Origin of the sequence: Cellulophaga baltica, from assembly GCF_900102165.1 — a bacterium.
In the GTDB taxonomy this organism is placed as follows: Bacteria; Bacteroidota; Bacteroidia; order Flavobacteriales; family Flavobacteriaceae; genus Cellulophaga; species Cellulophaga baltica.
In genome coordinates this window covers 1-1884 of the sequence record NZ_FNBD01000047.1, presented here as the reverse complement: position 1 = coordinate 1884, position 1884 = coordinate 1, and the positions used below count along the sequence as shown (strand labels likewise).

At 33.8% G+C, this 1884-nt stretch carries 3 protein-coding genes; all 3 read right to left on the bottom strand.

Going from position 1 to position 1884, the window contains the following annotated elements:
• Window positions 1–272: 272 nt before the first annotated feature.
• Window positions 273–992, bottom strand: coding sequence for a hypothetical protein (locus BLQ19_RS20800; RefSeq protein WP_139150315.1), 720 nt, complete (start codon window positions 990–992; stop codon window positions 273–275).
• A gap of 214 nt (window positions 993–1206) precedes the next feature.
• The gene (locus BLQ19_RS20795) at window positions 1207–1599 is read right to left on the bottom strand and encodes a hypothetical protein (protein WP_074539657.1); all 393 of its coding nucleotides are present in this window, start codon (window positions 1597–1599) and stop codon (window positions 1207–1209) included.
• Window positions 1600–1668: 69 nt separating this feature from the next.
• On the bottom strand, window positions 1669–1884 hold a 216-nt coding region (locus BLQ19_RS21435), incomplete at its 5' end, for a hypothetical protein (RefSeq protein WP_217637596.1).

Below are 1884 nucleotides of genomic sequence, written 5' to 3'. Positions count from 1 at the left end.
GATTTGATGAAGAATTTAAATTCTTCATCAAATCTGACCTAAATAATAATTATTTATCGAAATTAGAGGTGTCCTAAGAAGGGGAAGTCTACACAGTACGGGAGCAAACTAGCGTTTGCTTTCCGCCACACACATAGCAAAATCTTTTTGTTTTGTTTTTTCTTTTCCTTGTTTAAAGCAAAATCCAAAAGATTTTGCGGACTTCATAAAAATACACAAACCTAGCGACTAAGCCCGAAGCCCGTATTGTTTATAGGTTGTGTTGGCAATAGTTATTCTTCTTTCAGCTCCTTCAAATACTCTTTAATCTCATCATTTTCCATAAACTTTTGAAATAATAAGTTTATTGAATCAGATGTTTGAATTGGATTATAGTTCAATTCTAATAAAGACGAAACAATTATTTGATAATTAAAAGAGGAAGCTTCGCCATAATAACCTTTAATGTTTTTCATATATTCTTCTGTCGAAATTTTTGAATTCCGATAGTAAATTTTCAAATATTCTTTGAAGTCACTCAAAGGCATTTCGTCAATCGATTTTTTTTCTTTGAAGGTTTCCAAATACTCTTTTGAGTATAAATCATAACCAAAAAGCTGTCTCTTATCATTTTGATTAAGTCTTGTTATCGTTTTAATATTAGAAATTGAATCAATTCCGTTCCAGACGTATTTAAGAGACTTGTGGTTTTCAGAAGGAACTAAGGTCATTATAGTATAAAATTCAGAGTGATTTTTAGGATTTTCTCCAATCAATAAAACTCTATCCGCTAACTTTATTTTTTCTGTAATACCGTAATCAAATTTTCCTTTCCCTTTTCGAATAAAATTAGGATATAACTTCCGATTAATTAGGCTGTCTTTTGTGATAGTCCATTCAACAAAGCCACTTTTGTTAATCATATACCATTTTCCGTCTACATTCTGTTCAATTTGAGACGAGCAGTTAGTTGTTGAAAACAAGATTAGTATTAAAAAGATGATTTTTTTCATAATTATTGCCAACGTTTGAGCTATGAACAGTACGGGAGCAAACTAGCGTTTGCTTTCCGCCATGCACATAGCGAAATCTTTTGGTTTTGTTTTATCTTTTTCTAGTCCAAAGCGAAATCCCAAAGATTTTGCGGACTTCATAAAAATACGCAAACCCTAGCGTTTAAGACCTAAGCCCGTATTGTTTATAGGTTGTGTTGTATGCCGTTGTTTTTTAATTCCCTGATTGCGTAATCTTTATTCCATCAAAATAATTACCAGCTTGAAGGCCAATTATCAAAACCCTTGACGATTCAGTTGGGTTTTGTTGCATTGAAATAAAAATCTCCGTCGAGTTTTTTCTTTCAATAGAGAATTCAGTTTCTTCAATAGTGAAATTTTCCTTTGTTGTATCAATTCCATTTAAGTCGAACAATTCACCGTCCATGGAAACTTCATCAATCCACCATCCAGTTCCTTCCGTTGATATTTCGACATTGTTTTGCGCTGAAGAAAACTGTACTTCTTTTTGGGATAGTTTTATATTATCGTCCCAATCTCCATCTTTTGAGTCAGAGCAGGATAGAACAAGTATGAAGAATACGGTCAAAGTGATGATTTTTTTCATTGGGATAACTTTTAATCGTTAGATACTTATTTTATAAATGGTTGCGCACAATGGCATACAACGGCTAGGCTATGGCAAGTAGGGCAGAGGATAGGCACCGAACATTCCCCAAAGCCCGTAGCCGAAGCTTTTGCATTTTGTGATTTTCTTTTCCTTTTTAATTGCCAAATCAAAAGATTTGGCGGACTTCGTAAACACAACAAAGCTAATGGATTCGGTGCTTACCGCCCTATTTGCTATATATAGTGTGTGTGCCCAGCATGGGCATCTTTTGTTTACCGAAAG